At 32.3% G+C, this 16432-nt stretch carries 16 protein-coding genes and 4 pseudogenes; 5 read left to right on the top strand and 15 right to left on the bottom strand.

Annotated elements, in window-relative coordinates; genetic code table 11:
- The coding region (locus AC1RYN_RS14245; protein WP_481807488.1) for an amino acid--tRNA ligase-related protein at nucleotides 1–965 on the top strand (965 nt) is incomplete at its 5' end.
- Nucleotides 966–1361: 396 nt separating this feature from the next.
- Here AC1RYN_RS14245 and AC1RYN_RS14240 read toward each other — a convergent pair.
- Together AC1RYN_RS14240 and AC1RYN_RS14235 are read right to left on the bottom strand one after the other, a co-directional pair.
- Nucleotides 1362–1979 (bottom strand): hypothetical protein, encoded by a 618-nt coding sequence (locus AC1RYN_RS14240; RefSeq protein WP_481807487.1) that lies wholly within the window; start codon nucleotides 1977–1979, stop codon nucleotides 1362–1364.
- Between the two features lie 69 nt (nucleotides 1980–2048).
- A complete protein-coding gene (locus AC1RYN_RS14235; RefSeq protein WP_481807486.1) occupies nucleotides 2049–3074 on the bottom strand; it encodes a 2-hydroxyacid dehydrogenase in 1026 nt (341 codons plus the stop codon).
- Between the two features lie 139 nt (nucleotides 3075–3213).
- On the opposite strand from AC1RYN_RS14235, the pseudogene AC1RYN_RS14230 reads away from it, so the two are divergent.
- Nucleotides 3214–4578: pseudogene (locus AC1RYN_RS14230) on the top strand (IS3 family transposase).
- A gap of 52 nt (nucleotides 4579–4630) precedes the next feature.
- Here the strand turns inward: AC1RYN_RS14230 and AC1RYN_RS14225 are convergent.
- The 9 genes from AC1RYN_RS14225 to AC1RYN_RS14185 all read right to left on the bottom strand — a co-directional run bounded on the left by AC1RYN_RS14225 (nucleotide 4631) and on the right by AC1RYN_RS14185 (nucleotide 11138).
- Nucleotides 4631–5173: a hypothetical protein gene (locus tag AC1RYN_RS14225; protein ID WP_481807485.1), complete on the bottom strand. Its 543-nt coding sequence runs from the start codon at nucleotides 5171–5173 to the stop codon at nucleotides 4631–4633.
- Nucleotides 5174–5190: 17 nt separating this feature from the next.
- Nucleotides 5191–5562 carry a glycerophosphodiester phosphodiesterase family protein gene (locus tag AC1RYN_RS14220; RefSeq protein WP_481807484.1) on the bottom strand — a complete coding sequence of 124 codons (372 nt, stop codon included), beginning with the start codon at nucleotides 5560–5562 and terminating at the stop codon, nucleotides 5191–5193.
- A gap of 135 nt (nucleotides 5563–5697) precedes the next feature.
- Nucleotides 5698–5943 carry a hypothetical protein gene (locus AC1RYN_RS14215; RefSeq protein WP_481807483.1) on the bottom strand — a complete coding sequence of 82 codons (246 nt, stop codon included), beginning with the start codon at nucleotides 5941–5943 and terminating at the stop codon, nucleotides 5698–5700.
- Nucleotides 5944–5981: 38 nt separating this feature from the next.
- The gene (locus AC1RYN_RS14210; RefSeq protein ID WP_481807482.1) at nucleotides 5982–6902 is read right to left on the bottom strand and encodes a DUF4274 domain-containing protein; all 921 of its coding nucleotides are present in this window, start codon (nucleotides 6900–6902) and stop codon (nucleotides 5982–5984) included.
- Between the two features lie 162 nt (nucleotides 6903–7064).
- The gene (locus tag AC1RYN_RS14205; RefSeq protein ID WP_481807481.1) at nucleotides 7065–7460 is read right to left on the bottom strand and encodes a hypothetical protein; all 396 of its coding nucleotides are present in this window, start codon (nucleotides 7458–7460) and stop codon (nucleotides 7065–7067) included.
- A 67-nt stretch (nucleotides 7461–7527) separates the two neighbouring features.
- Nucleotides 7528–8487, bottom strand: a complete 960-nt coding sequence (locus tag AC1RYN_RS14200; protein ID WP_481807480.1) for a transporter family protein — start codon at nucleotides 8485–8487, stop codon at nucleotides 7528–7530.
- A 231-nt stretch (nucleotides 8488–8718) separates the two neighbouring features.
- Nucleotides 8719–9756 (bottom strand): cytochrome-c peroxidase, encoded by a 1038-nt coding sequence (locus AC1RYN_RS14195; RefSeq protein ID WP_481807479.1) that lies wholly within the window; start codon nucleotides 9754–9756, stop codon nucleotides 8719–8721.
- A 104-nt stretch (nucleotides 9757–9860) separates the two neighbouring features.
- Nucleotides 9861–10661: an MbnP family protein gene (locus AC1RYN_RS14190; RefSeq protein ID WP_481807478.1), complete on the bottom strand. Its 801-nt coding sequence runs from the start codon at nucleotides 10659–10661 to the stop codon at nucleotides 9861–9863.
- A 111-nt stretch (nucleotides 10662–10772) separates the two neighbouring features.
- The gene (locus AC1RYN_RS14185) at nucleotides 10773–11138 is read right to left on the bottom strand and encodes a hypothetical protein (protein ID WP_481807477.1); all 366 of its coding nucleotides are present in this window, start codon (nucleotides 11136–11138) and stop codon (nucleotides 10773–10775) included.
- Between the two features lie 134 nt (nucleotides 11139–11272).
- Here AC1RYN_RS14185 and AC1RYN_RS14180 point away from each other — a divergent pair, with 134 nt between their 5' ends.
- Nucleotides 11273–11704 (top strand): hypothetical protein, encoded by a 432-nt coding sequence (locus tag AC1RYN_RS14180; RefSeq protein WP_481807476.1) that lies wholly within the window; start codon nucleotides 11273–11275, stop codon nucleotides 11702–11704.
- 155 nt (nucleotides 11705–11859) lie between these two features.
- On the opposite strand, the gene hemL is transcribed toward AC1RYN_RS14180, so the two are convergent.
- From hemL to AC1RYN_RS14160, 4 genes and pseudogenes are all read right to left on the bottom strand, one after another.
- The gene (gene hemL, locus AC1RYN_RS14175; protein WP_481807475.1) at nucleotides 11860–13146 is read right to left on the bottom strand and encodes a glutamate-1-semialdehyde 2,1-aminomutase; all 1287 of its coding nucleotides are present in this window, start codon (nucleotides 13144–13146) and stop codon (nucleotides 11860–11862) included.
- Nucleotides 13147–13177: 31 nt separating this feature from the next.
- Nucleotides 13178–14056, bottom strand: a complete 879-nt coding sequence (locus AC1RYN_RS14170) for a glucosaminidase domain-containing protein (RefSeq protein ID WP_481807474.1) — start codon at nucleotides 14054–14056, stop codon at nucleotides 13178–13180.
- Nucleotides 14049–14947 (bottom strand): annotated as a pseudogene (locus tag AC1RYN_RS14165) (1-aminocyclopropane-1-carboxylate deaminase/D-cysteine desulfhydrase). Before AC1RYN_RS14165 ends, AC1RYN_RS14170 begins: the two are co-directional and overlap by 8 nt.
- Before the next feature lie 9 nt (nucleotides 14948–14956).
- Nucleotides 14957–15291, bottom strand: a pseudogene (locus AC1RYN_RS14160) (hypothetical protein).
- Between the two features lie 116 nt (nucleotides 15292–15407).
- On the opposite strand from AC1RYN_RS14160, the gene AC1RYN_RS14155 reads away from it, so the two are divergent.
- A complete protein-coding gene (locus tag AC1RYN_RS14155) occupies nucleotides 15408–15596 on the top strand; it encodes a C1orf53 family protein (RefSeq protein WP_481807473.1) in 189 nt (62 codons plus the stop codon).
- A 610-nt stretch (nucleotides 15597–16206) separates the two neighbouring features.
- Nucleotides 16207–16432: pseudogene (locus AC1RYN_RS14150) on the top strand (urocanate hydratase); the annotation flags it as partial.

The following is a 16432-nucleotide window of genomic DNA, read 5'->3' as shown; positions in this document are numbered from 1 at the left end:
AAGCATGTCTTTATGAGTTCTCTAAAAACTTTAGAAATGAAGGAATGGATAGAACGCATAATCCGGAATTTACCGCTATGGAAATATATGTAGCCTACAAAGACTATAATTGGATGATGGAATTTGCTGAAGGTTTGCTTGAGCATTGTGCTATTGCAGTAAACGGTACTAGCGAAGTTACTTTTGGCGAACACCAAATAAACTTTAAAGCACCTTATGCTCGTGTTACAATGACTGATTCTATCAAACATTTTACAGGTTTTGACATTTCTGGTAAAACAGAAGAAGAGTTGTTTGATGCTGCCAGAGGAATGGGAATTGAAGTAGATAAAACAATGGGGAAAGGAAAATTAATCGATGAAATTTTTGGAGCAAAATGCGAAGGAAATTACATTCAGCCAACTTTCATCACCGATTACCCTAAAGAAATGTCTCCTTTATGTAAAGAGCACCGTGATAATCCAGAACTTACAGAACGTTTTGAATTAATGGTTTGTGGTAAAGAAATAGCAAATGCTTATTCTGAATTAAATGACCCTATTGACCAACGTGAGCGTTTTGAAGATCAAATGCGTTTGTCTGAAAAAGGTGATGATGAAGCGAATGGTATTATCGACGAAGATTTCTTAAGAGCACTAGAATACGGTATGCCTCCAACATCTGGTATGGGTATCGGAATGGATCGTTTGATTATGTACTTAACCAATAATGCATCTATCCAAGAAGTATTATTGTTCCCACAAATGCGTCCAGAGAAAAAACAATCTATTGAATTGTCTGATGAGGAGAAAGCAATTGTTCACTTCCTTAAAGAAAACGAAAACAAAATGAATCTCGCTCAACTAAAAGTTACGGCTAATTTAAGTGGTAAAAAATGGGACACTGCAATGAAAAATTTATCAAAACACGGCTTAACTAAAGTTGCCGTTGAAGGCGAATTTAAATTTGTCGAATTGGTTGAGTAATTCGTTCTTTAATATAAAAACACAACCCCGACGGATTTAAAATCTGTCGGGGTTGTTTATTAAATTCATATACCTTTGATTAATCAAAATGATACTACTATGGGTACTCTAGAAATATTTGACAAGTTAAAAAACATCGAAGATAAGCCTACTTGAAAAAATAATAAGCCTTCTAAAAAGTCTAGACACTTCTGAAACATACCAATTAGAACAATATGAAATAGATGTACTAAAAGAAAGTGAGGAAGATTTAAAATACGGTAGAGTCATATCACAAGAAGATTTAGAATGGCTAACAAAACAAGAAAAACCAACCTAATTACAATAACATTTCCGAGAATAAAAGATATAAAAAAAGAGCTTCAATTGAAGCTCTTTTCTTTGTTTAATCTTCCTTTAAAAAGAAATCTTCTCGTATTTTTTATTATCTATATCTAAAATTTCAGGAGATTCTGCAGGAACGTCACCTTTCCATTTTTCCTGAACTGAAGGATTAGAAGGGTACTTTCCGTTTTTCATTTTTACATTATACAAAATCCCTTTACTGCTTACTATAAGATCTCGGAATTTCTCTGAAGTCCCTGGTCCAACAAAAATAGGAAAATCAGTCACTGTAAACTTATTCAACAAGCTTCCATCGTTGTTTAAAACAAAACCTGAACACCCCCCTGTACCACAAAAATAAGGATTAGAAAAACCTATAATGTACTCGTCTTTTCCATCATTATTTAAATCAAAGGCATCGTAGTAAAAAAAACGATCTTCTTTTGTCATTGCTCCCAAATCCTTATTCAACAAGACTGTAGTTAATTGCTTGCGAATCAAATCGATAATTTTAGGATCTGCTATTGCTTTTTTATTATTTACTGCTATTGAGTCGCTATCGGTTTCCGCTGTTACTGTTGAGTCAATAGCTGTTGATTCAACTCCATTTGCAGTATCTGTAGTAGTTTCTTTTTTCTGGCAAGAGTACAAACTAACTATTGCTAAGCCTATTAAAATTGTCTTTTTCATGTTTTTATTATTTTTTTATAACCGTTAAATTTACAAAAATAAATCATACTACATCCTAGTAAATCCACTCTACACCAACAAAGCTAATTTATTTTGGATTTCTTTTTTTATTAGTAATTCTTTAATATTATTATAGGTTACAAGTGCAATTTGGGTTAAGGCTTCGTTTGTAAAAAATGCCTGATGTGCAGTCACCAATACATTTGGAAAACTCATTAATCGCTGGATTGCATCATCTTTTATAATATCTTCTGAAAGATCTCTAAAAAATAATTTTTCTTCCTGTTCGTACACATCAATACCCAAATATCCTACCTTCCCATCTTTTAGCGCTTCTATAACACTAGCTGTTTCTATTAGTCCACCACGGCTAGTATTAATTATCATAACACTGTTTTTCATTTGCCTAAGCGAATCTTTATTTACGATATGCTTTGTTTTTTCGTTTAATGGACAATGCAATGAGATAATATCACTTTCTTTAAAAACAGTATCCAAATCGGCAAATACAACGCCTTCTTTTTCCATTTCGGGACTTATAGTAATATCATAAGCAAGAATTTTACAACCAAAACCTTTGCCTATTTTAGAGAAAGCTTTGCCTATATTACCAGTTCCTATTATACCTATTGTTTTACCATTCAAATCAAATCCCAACAATCCATTCAAAGAAAAATTCTGCTCACGAACTCTGTTATACGCTTTATGGGTTTTGCGATTAAGTGTAAGAATCATTGCCATTGCATGCTCTGCAACAGCTTCAGGAGAATAAGCCGGAACTCTGCATACCTGAATCCCGTATTTCTTTGCTGCTTCCAGATTAACATTATTAAATCCAGCGCAACGTAAAGCAATAATCTTCACCCCTTTTTCTGCCAATTGTTTAATTACAAGTTCATCGACAATATCATTTACAAAAACACAGATAATATTTGAGCTCTGAATTAAATTTACGGTATGCTTATTAAGTTGTGTTTCAAAAAACTCCAAATCAAATCCGAACTCACAATTATGCTTATTAAAAAAAGTTTTATCATATGGCTGAGCCGAGAAAAATGTTATTTTATTCATACCTGCTACTCTATCTAAATCCATATGTCTATTTCTTTAAAATTAGAATTCTTTATTCATTAAAATTAAGCAATTAATCGCAAAGTAATTTTACAGGCAGCAAAAAAAAGAGCTTCAATTTGAACTGCCCCCAAAAAGTTAGACACTATTTGGGGGCATTTTTATGGAAAGAAAAGTCAAATACAATTATGAATTTAAACTTCGTTGTGTAGAGGAAGTTTTAAAAAGACATAACTCGGTTAAAGGCACAGCCAAAGCAAACAGCATAGCCGAGAGTAACCTTACATGCTGGATTAGTCGTTATAATGAATTTGGAATAGAAGGTCTTTTACCAAGACAAAAAAATAAAATTTATACTGCAGACTTTAAATTGAAAGTGATACAAACCATTCAAAATAAGTCTATATCTTTGGATGAAGCCTGCTTAATTTTCCAAATTCCAGCACAGTCCACAATAATAAGCTGGCAAAGAAGATATGCGAAAGATTACTTGGCAGGTTTAGAACTTAAATCACGAGGTAGACCAGCAGTTATGAATTTTAAGAGAAAACAACGAAAAACAGATAAACCTTTAAGCAGGGAAGAAGAGCTCTTAAAGGAGTTAGAGTATCTGCGCGCTGAGAACGAAATTCTAAAAAAGTTCAACGCCTTAGTTCAAGCCGAGCAAGCCAATCAAAACAAAAAGCTCAAACCATAATGGAATTAAGGCATAAGTATGATTTAGATCTTTTACTAAATTGTATGAACATGGTTAGAAGTACGTATTATTACTATGAAAAAAGGTCAGGTAATCGATAAATATCAAGAGATAAAAGAATTAATTAAAAAGATTTACAATTATCATAAGGGTAGATTGGGATATAGACGTATTACTCTATTAATCAAAAAAGAAGGTATTTTAATTAATCACAAAACAGTACTTCGATTGATGAAATTTTTAGGATTAAAAAGTTTAATCAGAATCAAGAAGTACAGATCATATAAAGGTGAACAGGGAAGAATAGTTCCCAATATATTACAACGTAATTTTAAGGCAGATAAACCTAATGAGAAATGGGCAACCGATGTGACTGAATTTAATGTTTCTGGCAATAAACTGTACTTATCGCCGATAATTGATCTGTTTAATGGAGAGATAATCAGCTATGAATTATCTCAAAGACCAGTGTTTAATCAAATCTCAACAATGCTTGAAAAAGCATTTGCAAAAATACCAGATAATACTAATTTAACTCTGCATTCTGACCAAGGCTGGCAGTATCAAATGAAACAATATCATTATTTATTAAAGAAAAAAGGAATTAAACAAAGTATGTCCAGAAAAGGGAATTGTCTTGACAATGCGGTTATTGAAAATTTCTTCGGAATATTAAAATCAGAACTGTTTTATCTTAAAAAATACAGTTCTATTAATCAATTGAAACAAGAGATTGTTGAGTATATAAATTATTATAATAATGACAGAATTAAACTTAATCTAAAAGGAATGAGCCCGATACAATACCGAGCTCATTATTTTCAAACTTAATTATTAATTTGTCTAAACTTTTGGGTGCAGTCTAATTGAAGCTCTTTTTTCATTATTTAATTTTCTTAACAACAATATGTTTTGACTTTAATTTTTTATCTGTCGCATATTTCATTAGTTGCTTACCCGCCTCTACATTACGATCTGTCGAAAGTACATCGGCTCCATTAGCAACTAGATTATAATACAATTCATCACCTTTAGCGGCGGCACTTTTATCAAGATTCCCCATTGTTCCTAGAATACAAGAAATTTTACGGCTGTGTAAATACTCATATACTTCTGATTTTGGTTCTTTAGTACCTGCAAATGCAATCATTTTATTGGCTTTAACACCTAATGCTTCCATACGTTCTATATCTTCTTTTCCTCTTGCCGAAACTGATATCATCAAATCTGGTGCCAGCTTAGCTGCCTCAGCTGCTTGTGTCGCATTATAAGTAATAATTACTGAATAGGCCTCGGCTTTATTTCTTCTTACTGCATCAATAATCATTTGCATTGGAACTCCCTTTTTAATATCCAAGTTATAAATTACTTTGTCTTTACCCCATTGCAAGATTTCATCTAAAGTTTGAATTTTATATGGCGTCACTTTTCCTTCTGTATCTTTTAAAAAAGCTGTTGCAATTCTTTATAAGTATATCCTTCGATTACACCTGTTCCTGTTGTTGTTCTGTCTAGCGTATTATCATGCATCATCACTAAAACCGAATCCTTACTAAAAGCAATATCAGTTTCTACGATTGTAGGATTATATTTTATTGCATTGGCAAATGTTTGTGTACAATTTTCAGGAAACCCAACTGTTGGTCCTCCTCTATGTGCACTCACCAATGGAATTGTCTTTTTAGAATATTTTAAAAACTTTTGTAGTTCTTTAGCGGTTTTAAACTTTAATAAATATTCATTTTCTTGGGCAAAACCAAAGTTAAAAATGAACGAAACTAAAACTACAAACCACAAATTTTTACTCTGAAACATATTATATTTATTAAAATTGGACTGTAAAATTAAGCATTTCCAATATCTATGGCGTTATTTAAAAGTGAAATTCGTATAAAGTTCAACTGTATTTTCCTTTATTATTTACCCTCCAGGCAAAATACTTTTATCAGATTATTTTAAATCTAAATTCATGCCTACAAAATAACCTGTCATCATGTCTATTACATCTTCAAGAATATCAACTTTACTATCTCTTTCCTCCTCTATCAAAAAAGCATCAAACTCATAAAATTCTTTTAAGATAATTTCCTTGCTAATCCCCTCTTTATTCAAATCGATTGCAAGTTGTCTTAGTGATTCTACTGGAAACTCAGTTAAAAAAGCTTTCTTTATTCTCTCCGCAATAATTGATTCCATATATTTCTTTCTTTTAAATCCACAAATAAAAACGCTGTTTATAAATCTCTAAAACTCATATGATCAGTACTAAATAACAATCCAATACCACTATACGGATCTCTTTTTAAATCATAAAAATTAGTTACTCCTCCTAGATCTTTATATAAATCGGCAATTATTGAACTTGGCATAAATCCATCTATTGTATGATTTATAATTGTATCAGCTAGACAAGTCAGTTCTTTTGTAGCATTTGTTACACCTACATTATTTCCTGTTTCCCAATCCCAGATAATCCAATCCCAATTGTGCTGTTTGTGCACACAATCCATCCATAAATAAGACAGATTATTAATTTTTATTTTTCCTAATTCTTTTCCTTTCCAGCACTCAATACTTTCTATTATTGCTTGAATTGCAATATCTATTTCACCATAAATAAAATCAGAATTTGAAACCTGAATCGTTTTTATAGCATCTTTTATTTTAGCATCAATCGCTTTTAATTCTTTTTCATTTGGCTTTCTTAAAAAAGCAAATTCAATATTCTGTCGTTCAAAAATAGTTCCTGTTGATTTCTCAAGCATTTCTTTAGGAATACATCTCGTATTAGAATTTTCATCAAGAAATTCATCTTTAGGATTGAAAGAGAAATTTTCATCCTCATAAAAACCGTTACAGTATCGCTGCTCAATTTCTTTTATTAACTTATACGTTTCATAGTTTACATCCTCTTTTATTTCATTTTCATTTTTAAACTTACAGAAATAATCAGGCTGAAGAAACCAATACAAACAAAGAGCGGTACCTTTATCACAAATCTTTTGCTTTACGATCCAATTAAAAGGCTCAATACCATCATCATAATTCCAATGTTGAACAAACTGATGCAACTCAGGTGCAGTTAATTTCTTATAAGTCATTTCTCCATTAACAGCTTTAAGAACCCTGTTTTTACTTTTCTTATTAAACTCCATTTTCTACTTACTTCTATCTATTATAATTTGTTTAATCGCTACACAAATTTAAAAACCTATTCTTACTAAACATCATAATAACATATATTTCCCTTAACTATCACGCATAAAAAAACTCCCATATCCACAAGTTTTTAAACGTATTGATATAGGAGTCTTCGCTTATTTAGTGCTATCCTCTTTTTTAATGATTAAAATAGAAACATCATAACCCAGATTACTTAATATTCCTAATCCATCAAGTGGTTCCAATTTATTTTTCCCATTCCATCCTTTTTCCAAACCATACAAAATACATTCTCTAATGTATTTTGGTCTATTCAAATTAACAACTTCCTTTTCGTCAGTTAACACCTTAAAAAGTGGAAATCCAAAATTTAAAGGATGTCCAATTATTGGATCATCCCAAGTTACAAAATCTACCCTTAATGGAGTTTGCTTATAATCTTTTAGAAATATTTTTATCGTCAATGTACTTTCTCTCGAAGAAAAATCAATACTTCCCTTCATTCCGTACAGATAAACATTATCTTCAACAGTTATTTTTCTTAATTTCATATCTACAAATAAAACCTAGTAAAAATAAGCTATAAATCGTACAAAATAAACCTATCCTGAATTCTATCTATAAAGTATAATTCAGATTTACACTCCAACGATAATTAGCTTCCATAGCACCACTAGATAAATTTTGATTAATAGGAAGCATACCGTTTACACCAACCGAAAATTTGTCTTTCCCAACCTCTAATCCAAATTTCCCAAAAAGAATATCTCCTGCTGTATTTGGCAAGTCTAATCCATGTTGCTTGTTTGTAGCATAAACTTCACCTGCAAAACCTAATTGTGGAACTAATTGTACTGAAGGTAAATCAAACAAATAAAAGAAAGTCCCCGAATAATTAAATTGATTTCCGTATTGGTATTTCTGCTCATTTTCAGTTTTTATAACGTAGTTCAACATAGTGTTTAACCCCAGATTCTTTCTCTTAATTACATATTCAGAAACCAGCAAATAGTCCCAGCTTCCTGTTCCTAACTGAAAACTTTTGTTTACACTCCCTGCATTATTCGCCTCATTAAACCTTCCAGTTGGCATTTTTACTCCACCTCCAAATTCAACTTTATGTGTAAAAACAGTACTGTCTTTTTGCGTTTCAAACACTGTATAAAGTGCCATTACCGAAATATCTCCCAATCCCGAAATACTTTCAGTTCCTGTGGTTAATTGTCGATTATGAAAATGATACGGAACCAATGCCGAAATCTGAACTCTCTTACTAACAGGAATTCTTGCCCAAGCCTGAACCGTATTAAAATTTTCATCTATCGAGGGAGAATTAGCAAAAATACCATCGCGACTCGTATAGCTCTGATTGAAATAACGTACTCCAACAAAATTAGTATTTAACATCGAGCTAAATCCCATACTCCCACCACTTGCAGAACAGCCACAAGCATCACAATCAAAGTCTTCCATCATTGCCAAACGCTGAAATGTAAAGCTCGAAATACTATCTTTTGCAATTGTAGCAAAAGTAAAATTGCAAACTAAAACCAAACTTAAAACTATTATTTTTTTCATTTTATTATTTTTTTTTAGGAGCTTCCCGATAATTATCGGTCCCGCTTTCCGTTGCAAGCTTTTCTTAAAACCCCATTTTTCTATACGTTTGCAAAGTTTCCGTTGGTCACTTTGCAAACCCAAGAAAATAAGGGCTTTTCTCAAAAGGCTTTACACTACAATCGGGGCTAAAACTCCAATTTTTATTATATTATATCCTAACAAGTTTTTTAAAACCCTGATAGAAGAATTTTAAAACTCCGAGAACCGTCTATCTGTTAAAAATTGATGATCGGTTAATGTTTTTAAGAAAGCGATAATTTGTTTTTTATCCATTTCCGAAAGTTGAATACCCAGTTTTCCATTCTGCTTTAGGATCGGGTCTAAAGTTGGTGAAGCCTCAATTCCGCTGGCATAATGATCCAGAACTGCTTCCAGCGTTCCAAAACGTCCGTCGTGCATATAGGGAGCCGAAACTTCTACATTTCGTAAACTCTGCACTTTAAACTTATAATAATCACTAACCAATTCAGTAACCTTATAACGTCCCACATCATTTACCCTAGGATTTACTGCCAAACCATTGTTTCGAAACGAATCATCGGTCATTAAATCAGTTGCATGACATGAAGCACATTTAGAATTAAACAATGCATATCCTGCCAACTCATCGGCTGTAAGCGTTCCTCCTGTTTCATTACGGCGGTATTTATCAAAACGCGAATTAGAAGAAGTAACCATCACCATAAATTGCGAAAGTGCTTTTAGCATATTCTCGGTAGTAATTGCACCATCAGTAAAAGCTTGTCCAAACAAAGTCCGATAGGTTTTATCACCTCGCATCATTTCGAGAATAGCATTTAAATTACCATTCATTTCGATTTCACTCGTTAACGGAATTATAGCTTGCAAGTCTAAATGATTAGTTACTCCATCGTACATAAAAGTTGCTTGGTAAGCCAGATTCTGTATTGGTGGCGCATTTCGGATTCCTAGTGCATCCCCAACTCCATGACTCACTGTATGCCCATGATGTGTAAATGCGTTTTCCTGTATATGACAAAAACCACAGGAAACAATTCCATCAGAAGCCAAACGCCCATCATAAAAAAGTTTTTTACCAAGTTCAAATCCTTTTACAGTTGGTGGATTTGCAGTTATATCATAAGTTAAAGCTGGGAAATTAGATGGCACTTTAAAATCTAAAGGCACATTTATATATTCATCATCCTCCTTACTACAACTATATAACAACGGAATCATGACCCAAAGAAAATATTTTATTCTCATGGTTTCTAAATTTTAAAAGAAGCACAAAAGCTCATTTCTAGCCCCGATAACTATCAAGACAAGTTCTCTATGAAAAAACAACTTTTGTGCTCCTAAAAATGAAATTAATCGTTGTGTACGTGATCTACTCTAAACATTGTTGCTACATTGGCAGTAATTAAAGGTAAAGCTGCTCCACCCATAATCATAGCGCCCATGCCACCCTTATTGTAATCTGAAAGCTTGATTTTGTTAGGTCCGTCAAGAATTTTAGACAAATCGGTTATAATATGTACATCTGGCTGAATATTTGTTCTTACCAAAGCTTTAGTTGGGAAATCCAATGTTACTTCTGTATAATTATAATCAGTTCCTGTTTGTCCTGTATGAATCATAAAAGGAAGTGCAGTTGTTACTGTTTCAGAAGTAAAATTACCCTCGAAAGCAAGAAATTTATATCCTGCAGTCCAGTTCCATAACATTCCAGCAGCCTGAGCTTGTGCAAGAAAATCACCTTGCCCAGAGGCACCCAATTGCCATTGTTCTTTATCTACTCCTATTCCAAATTTTACTTTTGTATAATCTCCCGCAGGAATATCTGTTAATATAAATTTGTAACCAGCATCACTAGCTTCGTCAGCAATAAAATAACTTTTTGCCTTTGGGTATGTAAACAACGTTCCGTCACTTTTAGTTAAAACAACATTACTTACGATGTATTTAACGTTGGTAATTTTTAAAACCTCATTATTAGAAGTTTTATTTCCTTGCGTCTCTAGAATCAAATCGTTTGATCCGAATGAGTTATCAAATTTTAATCCGATTTTACCAGTTCCTGAAACAGTTTCATCATTATCACTTGAACATGCTGATACAGCAACAGTTATAGCCAAAATAGCTACTACTTTATATAATATTTTTTTCATTTTTGAGTTGTATATTCTTAATAGATATTTAAAATAATGTATGCGTAAGCTTATCTCAAATAACAGTAGTCAAATGAAATAGCAAGACACAAAAGTGTTTTTAATTAAAATTTAAGAAATACGTGCAGGCGGATGAAAAAACAAATCAGCATTAAGATACGAATACAAATTAGCATAAGCCGCATTGATTTTTGATTTAGTATTGTTTGGATAAAATTGTAATACGAATGCATTTGTCGACTCAAACATTAAATCGACTTTATCCAGAAGGGTATTTTTTTTATCAGATGAAGAAGGCTTTTCGGCATCAGCAGCTTTGGCCAATTCTTTCATTAAATGACACTTTCCGTTACACTGCATAACAGGTTGTGCCTTGTTCTCGCAAAGTACAGTCGAGATGTAATCATAATTGACAATATATTCTATAACCGGAAATACAGGTTTTAGAAAAATAGCTAGAATCAATATGAAGACCATTTTTTTCACGATGCGAATTTAAGAAACAAAATTTATTTTATCGTCTGTTAAATAAATTATAATTAAAAAAAGTGCATTAAACCTATTTATTTTATAAATGTCTAATATCAATAACCTTTTAAAACAAACAAATCATGAAAAAATTATTTATCGCTGCTTTATTGTTCGTTGGAATGGTAAGCTTTGCTCAAGACGCGACTCAACCTGTTAAACAACAAAGAGAAAGATTGACTCCTGAGCAACGAAATGAGAAACAATTAAAAAAACTGACTACGGAATTAAACCTAGATGTCAACCAACAGACTCAGGTTGGAAAGTTACTAGCTGACAGAAGTGCCAAAGCGCAAAAACACATGGAAATGCGTAAAGCAAGAAAAGACAGTAATGTAAAACCAACTGCAGAAGAAAAAGCAGCTCTTAAAAAAGAGATGATGGAAGAAAAAACAGCTACTGAAACTCAAATGAAATCAATCTTAAATGCTGACCAATACAAAAAATGGACTGCAATGAGAGAAGAAAACAAAGAGAAGATGAAAGAAAAAATGAAAGAGAGAAGAAGCAATTAATAAATAAAAAGAGGCTTTGTGCTAATCATGGTCGGAAGAGTTTTCTTCCGACTTTTTTTATTTTCACCAAAATCATTTTATCCATAAAATAAAAAAGGTCCGACTTTAATTAAAAAGTCAAACCTTAAATATTTATTTATGTTAAGATTATAAAACTAGAAAGTTTTAGAAACTTTATCAATTGCTTGAATTGTAAAATCTAAATCTTCGTACGTCAATGCATCAGTAATAAACCATGTTTCGTATGCTGAAGGGGCGATATAAACTCCTTCATTCAATAATCCGTGGAAGAATTTCTTGAATGTTTCGTTATCTCCATTTGCAGCGCTTTTAAAATCAGTAACTGGAGCAGCATCAAAATGTACCGAAATCATAGAACCAACTCTATTAATCGTAAAAACTATATTATTAGCTTTAAGAACTCTATCAATTCCAGCTTCTAGGTAAGCCGTTTTCTCCTCTAAACGAGTAAAGATAGCACGATCATTATCTAAAGCTTGTAACATTGCTAATCCTGCTGCCATTGCCAACGGATTACCTGATAATGTTCCTGCTTGATAAACTGGTCCTATTGGAGCTAAATAGTTCATGATTTCTGCACGAGCTGCAAACGCTCCTACAGGTAAACCACCACCTATAACTTTTCCAAAAGTTACAATATCAGCTTTAATGTTAAATAATTCCTGAACGCCACCACGTGCCAATCTAAAACCAGTCATAACCTCATCAAAGATTAATAAAATTCCGTTTTCTGTACACAATTGGCGTAAGCCTTCTAAGAATCCTTTATTTGGCGGAATACAACCCATATTTCCCGCTACAGGTTCAATGATAATAGCTGCAATTTCGTTTTTGTTCGCGTTAATTAATGTCGCTACATTTTCTAGATCATTGTATTTTGCAAGCAAAGTATCTTTTGCTGTTCCCTCTGTAACTCCTGGGCTATTTGGACTTCCAAAAGTAACAGCTCCACTTCCTGCTTGAATCAAGAATGAATCAGAATGTCCGTGGTAACAACCTGCAAATTTTATAATTTTATCTCTTTTTGTAAATCCTCTTGCCAAACGTATTGCACTCATACAAGCCTCAGTACCTGAATTTACAAAACGGATTTTATCAATATTTGGAACCATCGAAACCGCCAAAGCCGCGATTTGAGTTTCCAATTCTGTTGGCATCCCAAAAGATGTTCCTAATTTTGCTTTCTCAATTACAGCATCAACAACTGGAGCATATGCGTGACCTAATACCATTGGCCCCCATGAATTGATATAATCTATCAATTTGTTTCCATCTTCGTCAAATAAATAAGCTCCTTGCGCGCTTTTTACAAAAATTGGAGTTCCTCCTACTGCTTTAAATGCTCTTACAGGTGAATTTACACCACCCGGAATTACTTTTTCTGCTTCAGCAAAAAGCTGACTGCTTCTTTGATATATCATTTTAATTTTGACTTTTATCTTTATTAGAATTTTACTTTACAATTAACCGTTGTCCGATAGAAAGGGTATTATCGACAAGATTGTTTTTTTGCTTTAAATCATCAACAAGTACGTTGAATTTTTTTGAAATAGAATACAATGTATCTCCTTTCTGAACTTCGTACGAAGCAAGGCTATTTGTATTATTTGCTGCATTAGGAGTTCTTGGAACAACAACTGTAGTTGTTTTTTCAACTACAACATAGTCTTTACCCATAGCCTGATTATCATATTGATGCAATTCATAACGCTCAATATAACTAATTAATTTCTCAGGATATCTAGGATCTGTAGCATATCCTGCAGCTCTTAATCCTTTTGCCCAAGCTTTATAATCTCCTTTTTCGTAAGTAAACAATGCTGCATATCGTTTCTTTCCAGTCAAAAACAAAGCATGATCACGAAACAATTCTGATGGGTCTTTGTATTTTCTAAAACACTCCTGTAATGAATCATCATCATGACGAACACTCTCGCCTACCCAATCCTTATGACATTTAATTCCGAAATGGTTATTTGATGAAAGTGCCAAATCTCCTCTACCTGCACCAGATTCTAAAATTCCTTGCGCCAAAATAATACTTGCAGGAATCCCATAACTTTTCATATTGCCCATTGCAATATCTTTATATTGAGAAATATAATCCCCAATTAGGCTATTAGTAACCACCGTTTTTGATGTTGACTCAATAACCTCTGTTCTATTGTTCGTTGATGGCTTGTTATAAGTGGGCTTTTTCTTGGTCTGTATTGCTACTCTTTGCTTATGGGTCGTTGCAGCTTTCTTTTTGGTTGTTACTATAGCAGGTTTGCTTGCATTACAGCCTATCAAAGTTATCGTTAGTAAGAGTAAGAGTGTTTTTTTAAACATTGCTTTTAATTATTGGTAAGTTTTTATTCATCAGCTTCATATTCATTCCTTTTATTCCTTGTAATCCTCCTGTATGAATTAACAGAATTTTTAGATTCTTTGGGGAAATAATTTTTCATTATTAAATCTATAACGCCAAAAACCATCTTTCCTGTATAAATTGGATCCAAAGGGATTTGATTTTCATCAAAAAACTGATTAATAAAGGCAATTAGCTCAGAATTCACTTTGCCATAACCGCCAAAATGGTAATCAGTAATGAGTTCCCAATTATGATTCTTTTCAAAAATACGAATTTCATCTTTTAAAAAATCCCCTTTTAACGCTGGAAACCCTAAAACTTTTTGATTTGGTAACGCACTATTACTAATTCCTGAAATAGTTCCTCCAGTTCCCACTGCACAACATACATAATTAAACTCGGCATCTTCGGGAGTCAAAATCTCCTCACAACCTCGAACTGCCAGCTCATTTGTTCCTCCTTCTGGTACAAGATAAAATGCTCCAAATTGTTGTTTTAGCTTATCCAGGAAAAGCTATTTCGCATTTAAGTCGGTAGTCCTCTCTAGTAACAAATTTAAATTGCATTCCGTTTTCCTGAGCAAATTTTAAAGTTGGATTGCTTTCTATCTTATCAATAAGCTCTTCTCCGCGAATAATTCCGATGGTTTTAAATCCGCTTTCTTTTCCTGCATAAGCCACAGCTGCAATATGATTAGAAAAAGCACCTCCAAAAGTGAGTATCGTTTCTTGTTTTTCGGCTTTTGCTTGAAGTAAATTATACTTTAACTTTCGATACTTATTCCCAGAAATAAAAGGATGAATCAAATCTTCTCTTTTGATTGTAAGTGAAATATTGTTTGGAAAAACGGTATGGATTTTTTGATTCAAAATTTTATTTTATTTGTTATTTAAATACTGTACAAACCGAAAAAAAGGCCTGCTTTTTAAATAATTCATATTCGCTTCATTTTGATATGCTTCTCTTTCAAAACTAATATTATGATAAGCCAAATCAGCATTTTTATATTGAAATAAACGCACTACATATTCAATTAAATACCAAAGAAAAAAGGCAAGATCAGTAATTCTATTTGTTGACGTAGATGTATTTTTTCATGATTAATAAAAACCTCATTTTTTTTATCCGAAGGGTATTTCATCAACACAAACGGAAACACAGTCATCCCGCGATATCCTTTCGGAATTAAATATTTAGCAATAATCAAAAACATTCGCTGTAAAAATTATAAATTTGTACTAGTAAATTACTTCTACACAAAGAAAAACATAATCAACCGAATTTACTTAAAATTAAAGATAAAAATAGCTTTTTACCAAATTCAGGGTTATGAATGAACAAAATAAGGAAAATAAATTAATCGAAGGCGAAGATTTTTATTACACCCCCGAAGGATATAAATGTTTTACCGAAAAACACCATTTAAAAAGGGGCTATTGTTGTAAAAGTGGCTGTCGCCATTGTCCTTATGGCTATGATAAGAAAACTGGAGAGATAAAAAAATTAAGATTGTTTTAAAAATGTGCTAATTTAAAAACTAGATAATGCTATTTTTAAATTATTCTAAAAGTTTAAAATGGTAAGAAGTCCAAAATTATTTTGAAACAAGTTTTTAAATCTTTAAATTTCCGAATCTTTAAAATAAGACAATTAGGAAATATCTCAATTAAAAAATAAGATAATTCTTTTTAATTAATCTTTCTAACATTTAAATCCTTGAACCTTTAAATATAAAAATATGGATATCTGTTCACAAAAATATAGGATTACCATCCACAAATCCTATCATAGGTCGGATATCCGGTATCCCTAGCTTTTAATTAGAAAATGTGTCAATGAGTCAATTTGAAAATGAGATAATTATTTCAGATTGAATTTGCATTGATAGTATTTCGCTTCTATGGAGCTTTTACCAACTAATCGTATTGTTTTCAATGAATATTACGCCTTTACAAGGCTAAAAAAATAAATTCGTTAGGATTCAATATTTATAGAAATAGAATTTATCAATTAGAATTTGAGCCCCAGCAGGTCGACAATAATCTAAAGAACAAAAAATTAATCCGTTGTTAATCTAGCTAAAATACCTTAGCAACTTAGAATCTTAGCAACTAAGCACCTTTAAAAAATGACTTTCCAAGAACAAATTCAACAAGGAATCCCATCAATATTACCTCCAAAAAAAATATACGATTTAACTATAAATCACGCGCCAAAACGAAAAGCAATTCTTTCGGCTGAAGAAAAAAAATTGGCATTAAAAAATGCATTACGCTATTTTGAACCGCAACATCATGCTGAATTAATCACTGAGTTTTCAGAAGAATTAGAACAATACGGACGTATTTATATGC

Source organism: Flavobacterium sp. TC780 (assembly GCF_056783245.1).
Note: the sequence above shows the minus strand (reverse complement) of the source record. Positions and strands in the feature narration are given on the sequence as shown.